The organism is Arthrobacter sp. H14, from assembly GCF_000520495.1.
GTDB lineage: Bacteria > Actinomycetota > Actinomycetes > Actinomycetales > Micrococcaceae > Arthrobacter_C.
Genome location: NZ_KI914637.1, coordinates 23,536 through 31,449, shown reverse-complemented (window position 1 = coordinate 31,449; position 7,914 = coordinate 23,536). Strand labels below are relative to the sequence as shown.

5 protein-coding genes and 2 pseudogenes are annotated in these 7,914 nt (G+C 62.2%); 2 read left to right on the top strand and 5 right to left on the bottom strand.

Annotated elements, in window-relative coordinates:
- Positions 1-30: 30 nt before the first annotated feature.
- The gene (locus tag Y707_RS32650; protein WP_081744639.1) at positions 31-165 is read right to left on the bottom strand and encodes an FCD domain-containing protein; all 135 of its coding nucleotides are present in this window, start codon (positions 163-165) and stop codon (positions 31-33) included.
- A gap of 62 nt (positions 166-227) precedes the next feature.
- Here Y707_RS32650 and Y707_RS23735 point away from each other — a divergent pair.
- Positions 228-884 (top strand): annotated as a pseudogene (locus tag Y707_RS23735) (alpha-hydroxy acid oxidase); the annotation flags it as partial.
- Between the two features lie 108 nt (positions 885-992).
- Here the strand turns inward: Y707_RS23735 and Y707_RS0105430 are convergent.
- The 4 genes from Y707_RS0105430 to Y707_RS0105415 all read right to left on the bottom strand — a co-directional run bounded on the left by Y707_RS0105430 (position 993) and on the right by Y707_RS0105415 (position 6,125).
- Positions 993-3,371, bottom strand: a complete 2,379-nt coding sequence (locus Y707_RS0105430; protein ID WP_026534321.1) for a glycoside hydrolase family 3 protein — start codon at positions 3,369-3,371, stop codon at positions 993-995.
- 162 nt (positions 3,372-3,533) lie between these two features.
- Complete coding sequence (locus tag Y707_RS0105425) at positions 3,534-4,367, bottom strand: ABC transporter permease (RefSeq protein WP_051441677.1); 834 nt, start codon at positions 4,365-4,367, stop codon at positions 3,534-3,536.
- Entirely contained in the window at positions 4,364-5,200 is an 837-nt protein-coding gene (locus Y707_RS0105420) for an ABC transporter permease (protein WP_035780505.1), read from the bottom strand. The genes Y707_RS0105425 and Y707_RS0105420 overlap by 4 nt, the downstream gene beginning before the upstream one ends.
- A 37-nt stretch (positions 5,201-5,237) precedes the next feature.
- The gene (locus tag Y707_RS0105415; protein WP_081744637.1) at positions 5,238-6,125 is read right to left on the bottom strand and encodes an ABC transporter ATP-binding protein; all 888 of its coding nucleotides are present in this window, start codon (positions 6,123-6,125) and stop codon (positions 5,238-5,240) included.
- 216 nt (positions 6,126-6,341) lie between these two features.
- Here Y707_RS0105415 and Y707_RS23730 point away from each other — a divergent pair.
- Positions 6,342-7,914 (top strand): annotated as a pseudogene (locus Y707_RS23730) (FAD-dependent oxidoreductase); the annotation flags it as partial.

The window sequence follows — 7,914 nt, the reverse complement described above, 5'->3', positions numbered from 1 at the left end:
TCCGCCGCCCGCTTCATCGTTGTGTAGATATTACCCACCAGGGCTGCGGAGAGCCGGCAGGGCTGCAGATGCGGCGCGGATATGCTCCTCGGTGAGTTCCGCAGCGCGCGCACCATCACCTGCTGCAATCGCCTCCAGGATGGCGTGGTGTTGTTTCCGCAGCATTCCAGAGACACCGGACCAGTCTTCCAGTTGGCGAAAGGCTTCCAGGATGGGTGCCCGCAGCGAAGCACGGCTTCTCGATCCCGCCCCAGATCTCGCTTGGCACGGTACTCAATGCCGTGCCGCGGCCCTGGTGGTGGTGGGACTTCATCACCACACGCAAGCTTGAGTTCGCATCGTTATCCTCAACCGGAGGGACCGTTGGAGAGCTTCTCGACTCGGCCATGGACCCGTCTATCAATTACGACGATCTCGGTATCATCCGCCAGATGTGGCCGGGCAAGCTGGTCGTCAAGGGCGTGCAGACGCTTGATGATGCCAGGAAACTCACGGATCTGGGCGTCGACGGCATCGTCCTGTCAAATCACGGCGGCCGCCAACTCGACCGCGCACCTATCCCATACCACCTGCTGCCAACGGTGGCCCGCGAGGTAGGAGACGACATCGAGATCATGGTCGACACCGGGATCATGAATGGGGCGGACATCGTCGCTTCCATGGCTCTCGGCGCGAAGTTCACGCTCATCGGCCGGGCTTACCTCTACGGGCTCATGGCTGGAGGCCGGGCGGGCGTCGATCGCACCATCTCGATCCTCTCGGAGCAGATCACAGGCACCATGAAGCTCCTGCAGGTCAATTGCATCGAGGAACTGTCCCCCCGTCACGTGACACAGCTCACCAGACTGGCGTCGCGCATCCTGGATCCCGAGCTAAAGGTGTAGGCCCGCAGCTACATATCGACGACGAGAGCCCGCCCCTGATTGGGATGGGCTCTCGTTGTGGTGTCAGGTCCCGGCCCGAAGGCCGGTCCATGGCTTACGGGGTGGCAATTAGTAGGTCAGCCCGAAACCGAACGGGAACAATGCGCCGTCGGTGGTTTCCTTGTAGCCGGGCAGGTCGCTGTACTGCTCCTTGATGGCCTTCCTGGTTCCGGCCAGCGCAAACGGCATCTTGCCCTGCGGACTGACCTTTCCGGACAAGACATCCATCAGGGCTGCGTCGCTCATTCCGAAGCCGGCCACGATCGCTCCGGCATCGCGCAGGCCGCTCGCTTCGTCCAGCACGAACGGCTGGCGGAAGTAGACCTGCAGCACGACCTGACTCGGGTCATCAACTTCGCTCATCACCTGCTGAATCGTCTCCAACGACGGAGTCACCTTCCAGGACTCGGCGTTGGACATGCCTGTGAAGTCCACAATGCTGGATTCCCATGGCAGAGATCCACCGAATCGCAGACCGTTGTCCGTGCACTCTTCGGCGCCATAGGCGACGCACGCATCGGCAGCGCCGTACGGGCTCTCACCGTCCAAACCCTTCACTCCGGGGAATTCGATGGGGTTAGTGTGCGCCTCGTTGAGGCCCGTCTTGGGGTCATCACTCTTGTAATCCCCGGTATTGACGTTCTTGGCCGTCATCGAGATCAGCACCCGGTCGTGGCCTTTCGCGCTCGGCCGTTCGGTGGGATCTTCGGTGTTGCCGTTGGTGACGTTGTAGCCATAGCTCTCCACCGTCTCCTCGTCGATGCTGCCGAGGAGGTAGACATCCGAGCCCTCCTTGAGCGGCAGTGCCTTGCCGCCGTCGGGCGTCTGCTCATTCTGCAGCAGCACAGCGGACTTACGCTGCAGCTCCAGCGCTTCTTCGCGGTTCTCTTCATTGCCGACGACATCGTTCGCCTTCGACGCGTCCACGTAGGGGTCCTCGAACAGGCCCATCAGGAACATGGGCTCGAGCAGCCGCTCGGCAGCTGTCGTCACCCGTTCCTCGGTCACCAGTCCCTGGTCAACGAGATCGATGATGGTCTGCACGTCGTGGAAACCTGAGAGCGTATCGGTTCCTCCGTTGATGGCTGCCGCCACCCGCTCGGGAACCGACTTGTCCTCCAGACCCCAGGCCCGGTCATTGATAATGCCGGTATCGGAGTTGACGTAGCCCTGGAAGCCGAGTTTGCCACGCAGCAGGTCGTTGACGATCCGCTCGGAGAAGGCCATCCCTGTCTGGTCGTAAGTAACGCCGTCGTAGGTTACCTCCATGGGCGCTCCGTAATACGGCATGATGGCGGAAACTCCCGCATTGATGGCTGCCTCGAACGGCTTCAGGTGGTAACCAAAGCCATCACCCGGGTACACCTGCGTTTTACCGAAGGAGTAGTGCGGATCAAGACCCAGTTCCTGTGGGCCGCCACCTGGGAAGTGCTTCATGGTCAGCGCCACGGAACTGTCGGGGCTCAGCGATATGCCGTCGCCTTTAACTGGGCCCTGCAGGGTTTCCACCAGCGACGTCATGATGTTCGCATTGAGATTCGCATCTTCAGTGAACGTTTCGTGTGCACGGTACCAGCGGGGCTCGGTTGATAAGTCGGCCATGTAGCCATACATTCCGCGGAGGCCAATGGCTTCCCATTCTTCGCCCATGACATTGGCGAAGTCCTCCACTACAGACATGTCACCGATGGTCGGAGCCTGGCCAGTGTTGACTGATTCCTCGCCCAAAGCGGCGGCGGCAATGCCAGCTTCCTTCGGGAAGGCCGTGAACGCACCTGACGCTTCATTGATGCCTTCGCGGGCGTCCGGGTCGATGTGGTTCCGCGCATTCGACTTGTACAGCATCGGGATGCCGAGACGCGTCGCCTCGCCCATTTCCTGAATCGTGTTCATGTACTTGGCCGCTTCCCGCGGCGTCACGCTTGTTGATGCACGGAAACCGGCCCCGGGTTCACCGCAGACAGCCTTGTCCTCGGTGGTCACGGTGTTGCGGAAAATAAACCGGTGCATCTTCTCTGTGTTGATGTAATCGGTGGCCGCAGGGTCAAGCGTGCCCCGTGTTTGGGTTTCGGTATCGCACGCGGCGTTGAGCGTGTCGATCAGCATCAGGCCGGCTTTTTCCTTCAGCGTCATCTGCGAGACCAGGTCCTCGACCCGCTCGTCGGCCGGAAGGCGCCAGTCTTCGTACGGATCCAGCTTGCCGTTGTCGTTGAGGTCCTTGAAGGTCCGGCCTTTGACCTTGATGGTGTCTTTGGCGCGCGCTTCAATTTCCGGCGGTTTGCCGTGATTACCCTCGTTATGGGTTGAGGCGGCAGCCGCCTTTTCGCTGTTACTTGCATTGCTTGGAATGGCTGCCAGGGCGCTCGCTCCTAAAACGAGGGACAGTGGCACGACGGCGGCTGTGACAGCCAGCGTCCGTCTGCGTGTTTGTTTAGACGATCGATTCATAGGTCGGTGTCACTCCTGAACGAATGTTTAATGTGGACCGACCACTCGAGCCTGCCGGAACGACAAGACCGAGTGGCAACACTTCACTATGGCGTTAGTCACTCCAGTCCCTTGACTGGTTGCCGTGAGTTGCTTTGGAACCGCAGCCAAAGCAACGACGGGTTACTTCAGGAAGAGTTTGCGGAGCCGGCCGGTGGTCAGCAGCAGGCCGAGGACGATCATCACAAGGTAGTAGAGCACGTGGATGGCCGTTGCGGAGCTGAAGACGCCGACGCTGATCTGGCGCAGCAGTTCGACGCCATGCCACAACGGCAACGCCTGGATGATCCACTGCACGGCCGTCGGGTAAACGCTGAGCGGATAGAACGTTGCCGAGAAAAGGAACATCGGGAGCATGATGAAGTTGATCCAGTCCATCTGCTGGAAGGTTTTCATGAAGCTGGTGATCCCCATCCCGAAGCTGGCGAAGCCGAATGCGATCAGGACCGACGCCGGGATCAACAGCAACGCCCACGGCGTCGTAATCAATCCCATCATGCCCATCACGGCGGTGAACCCGGTGGCATACATGGCCCCGCGCAACAGGGCCAGGAAGATCTCCCCCAGCGCCACATCCAATGGCCCAAGCGAGGTGTAGAGCATCCCCTCATACAGCTTGGCGAAGTTCATTTTGAAGAAAACGTTCCAGGTGGAGTCGTAGACCGCACCGTTCATCGCGGAAACTGCCAGCAGCGCCGGGGCGATGTAGGCCGCGTACTGGATCGGCTGGCCGCCGGGTCCTTCCACTTCCCCCACCAGCGCCCCGAGCCCGATTCCCATCGCGACCAGATACAGCACCGGTTCGAAGAATCCACTCGCCATCACCAGCCAGTTGCTGCTCTTGGTCGCCAACAGACCACGCCCGATGACGGCACGTGCGTTGCGTGAGTAGAGCGAGCCGAAGGGTCGGTTCCGCCCCTCGAGCACCAGGTCCTCCTGCTTGATCACGGTGCTCATTTACCCAGCCTCCCCGCATACCGCTTCCGAGCAACGACCCAGCCGGCGAGCGCCAACACCACCATGTACAGCACGTGCAGCGTGGAGAGCCAGACTGGTTCGGCGTAGTCATAACTGAACACCCGGCCCAGTTCGGTTCCGTGCCACAGCGGCGAGATCCAGCCGATCCAACGGACCACCATGGGCAGCGAATCCAGCGGGAAGAACGTGCCGGAGAACAGGAACAGCGGAGTGACGACGAAACGCATCACCATCGCGAACTGACCCCGTTCCTCCTCAATACCCGCCGCATAGGCCATCAACGGCAAACCAAAAGACAGTCCGCACAGCACCGCGATGATGGCGGACAGCCAGCCGGTGGCATCCGGAACAGCACCGAAGACGAGCATGAACAGGAAGTAGATACCGCAGGTGAGGGCCAGCCGGACCGTCACTGCCATCACCGAACCGTTGACGATCTGGCTGCTGCTCAGCGGCGAGGCGTTGGGGCCGTAGTAGGTACGACGCCACTTGAATCCCGCCATCACCGGATAACTGAACTCCTCGTTCGCCACCATTATCGCCGCCGTCGCCAGCAGGGCCGGGGCAACGAAGGTCAAGTAGGAGACGTCACCCAGCCCTTGGTCACCGGTTCTGGAATCCACCAGCGTGGCCAGACCGATCCCCATCGCGAACAAGTACACGATCGGCGTGCCGACGCTGGAGGCCACGATGGTCCAGCCGTATCCGCGCATCGCCCGCAGAACGTGTTCGGCGTAGTACAGGGACCCATACTTCCGCGCACGTTGCGCCGCAACCTCCGGTGAATGTGCTTTAAGGCCCGACGGCGACATCACCTGGCTGCGGTCCTGCGCCTGCTGGTCTGCTTGGTTAGTCAACGAGACTCCTCCCGGTCAGGCGCAGGAAAACGTCCTCGAGACTGGAACGGCGCACCAGCGATGTGATGGGATGCAGGCCCCGCTCCGTGACCTGCTCAAGGGCAGCTTCGCCGTCGTGGGTGTAAATCAGGACGCGGTCGGGCAGCGTTTCCAGCCGCTGGCCTATACCCTGCAGCTGTTCGCCGACGGTGGCATTGCGCTGCGAACCGAAACGCAGCTCCAGCACCTCCCGGGTGGAGTGCTCCTTAATCAACGACGACGGCGATCCCTCCGCCATGATGGCGCCTTTGTCGACGACGATCAGCCGGTCGCAGAGTTGCTCCGCCTCGTCCATGTAGTGGGTGGTGAGAATCAGCGTCACCCCGGATTCCTTGAGCCGGAAGAGCCGGTCCCAGAGGATATGCCGGGCCTGCGGGTCCAGGCCGGTAGTGGGCTCGTCCAGCAGCAGAATTTTCGGGTCGTTCACCAGCGACCGGGCGATCGTCAGACGGCGTTTCATTCCGCCGGAGAGGGAGTCCACCTTGGCCTTGGCCCGGTCGGTCAGCTGCGCGAATTCGAGCAGTTCGTCGGCCTTCGGACGCAGGTAGCTCATCGGAAGGCCGAAGTAGCGGCCGTAGACGATCAAGTTGTCGCGGACCTTGAGGTCTTCGTCCAGGTTGTCCTGCTGCGGCACGACACCGAGGTGCGCGCGCACTTCGGGACCATGCTGTTCCGGATCGAGCCCCATGATGCTCAGCTCTCCGGATGTGCGGCCGGAGACACCGCCGATCATCCGCATCGTGGTGGATTTTCCCGCCCCGTTGGGTCCGAGCAGCCCGAACGACTCCCCCGCCGGGACTTCGAAGGATATGTTATCGACGGCCTTGAACCCGCCGTACATTTTGGTCAGGTTCCGGGCAGTGATGACGTAGTTTGTTGAGACTTTAGTGTGCACCAGATCACTTTAGTGCGGCGGTGCCGCAGGAGGAATTCACTCCTCCAAAATGGACCATTGACAGCCTCCAAGGCACGCCGCTACGGTTCGAATACAAGGTGCGCCGCACGCTGGTATAGCGGCGCAGCTGAGGCCCCCGCGCAACGAAGCGATCGGAAAACTATGGCACCCAATAATCCCCGCGTCGTCATCATAGGAGCAGGAATCGTCGGGGCTAATCTCGCCGATGAACTGACCGAGCGAGGCTGGACCAACATCACCGTCCTGGATCAGGGTCCGCTGCCCCGCACCGGAGGATCCACCTCGCACGCCCCCGGGCTGGTATTCCAGACGAACCCTTCGAAGACGATGACGGAATTCGCCGCCTACACGGTGCAGAAATTCCTGTCACTGAAGAAGGACGGAACCGCCGCCTTCAACCAGCTCGGCGGTCTCGAGGTCGCCACTACCGAGGCCCGGCTCGCGGAGCTAAAACGCCGGCATGGCTTCGCCACCTCCTGGGGACTCGAGCCCCGCCTCCTCGATCCGGACGAAACCGTCAAACTGCATCCGCTCGTGGACCGCGACTACATCCTGGGTGCCCTGCACGTTCCTTCGGACGGGCTGGCCTCGGCGCTGCTCGCCGTCGAGCTCCTGCAGGCGCGGGCTGAATCGCGCGGGGCACGGTTTATCGGTGGCGCCGCCGTGACGGGTATTGATTCCGACGCCGGCCGTGTCACCGGGGTGCGCGCCGGCGACAAAACCTTCAGTGCCGACGTCGTTGTTTCCGCCGCAGGTTTCTGGGGTCCCGCCGTCGGCGATTTGATTGGCGTGACGGTTCCGCTGCTGCCCCTGGCCCATCAGTACGTGAAAACCACACCGCTGGCCGGGATCACCGACCCGGCTCCGGAGGGAATCGGCACCGGCAGCCATGCCCGCCTGCCGATTCTGCGGCACCAGGATGAGGACCTGTATTTCCGCGAATTCGGTGACCGGCTCGGGATCGGTTCCTACGCCCACCGGCCGATGCCGGTCGACCTGGCGGAGCTGGCCGCGTCGGATCCCGAACGCATCACGGCGGAGTCGATGCCTTCCCGGCTCGCCTTCACCCCCGAGGATTTCGAGCCGTCGTGGCAGGAATCCCAGCGGCTGTTGCCATCGCTGCAGACGGCGCAGATTGCGGACGGGTTCAACGGCATCTTTTCTTTCACGCCCGACGGCGGCTCGCTGGTGGGCGAATCGCGGCAGCTGCGCGGATTCTTCCTGGCCGAGGCGGTCTGGATTACCCATTCGGCGGGGGTGGCCAAGGCCGTGGCGGAACTGCTGGTCACCGGCCGCTCCGAAACCGACCTTCGGGAACTCGACGTCGCACGCTTCGAAGAGGTACAGCTGCAGCCTGACTACATCAGCGAGACGTCGCAGCAGAACTTTATTGAGATCTACGATGTCCGGCATCCGCTCGAGCCGCGGCTTTCTCCCCGGAACCTGAGGGTGTCACCGTTCTTCCCGCGGCAGCAGGAGCTCGGCGCATACTTCCTCGAATCCGCCGGCTGGGAGCGGCCGCACTGGTACGAGGCCAACGCCGCCCTGCTGGAGGAACTGCCCCCGGAGTGGCAGCCGCCGGCCCGCGATCCCTGGTCGGCCCGGTTCGACTCCCCCATCGCCGCCGCCGAGGTTCATGCCACCCGCACGAACGTGGCGATGTTCGACATGACCCCGCTCAAACGGCTCGAGGTCTCCGGCCCGGGAGCCCTGC

Bases quoted from the DNA above. Each gene is read 5' to 3' on its own strand.
- Y707_RS0105425 (WP_051441677.1), bottom strand. From the start codon at position 4,367: ATGAGCACCGTGATCAAGCAGGAGGACCTGGTGCTCGAGGGGCGGAAC.
- Y707_RS0105420 (WP_035780505.1), bottom strand. From the start codon at position 5,200: ATGTCGCCGTCGGGCCTTAAAGCACATTCACCGGAGGTTGCGGCGCAA.
- Y707_RS0105430 (WP_026534321.1), bottom strand. From the start codon at position 3,371: ATGAATCGATCGTCTAAACAAACACGCAGACGGACGCTGGCTGTCACA.
- Y707_RS32650 (WP_081744639.1), bottom strand. From the start codon at position 165: ATGCTGCGGAAACAACACCACGCCATCCTGGAGGCGATTGCAGCAGGT.
- Y707_RS0105415 (WP_081744637.1), bottom strand. From the start codon at position 6,125: ATGTACGGCGGGTTCAAGGCCGTCGATAACATATCCTTCGAAGTCCCG.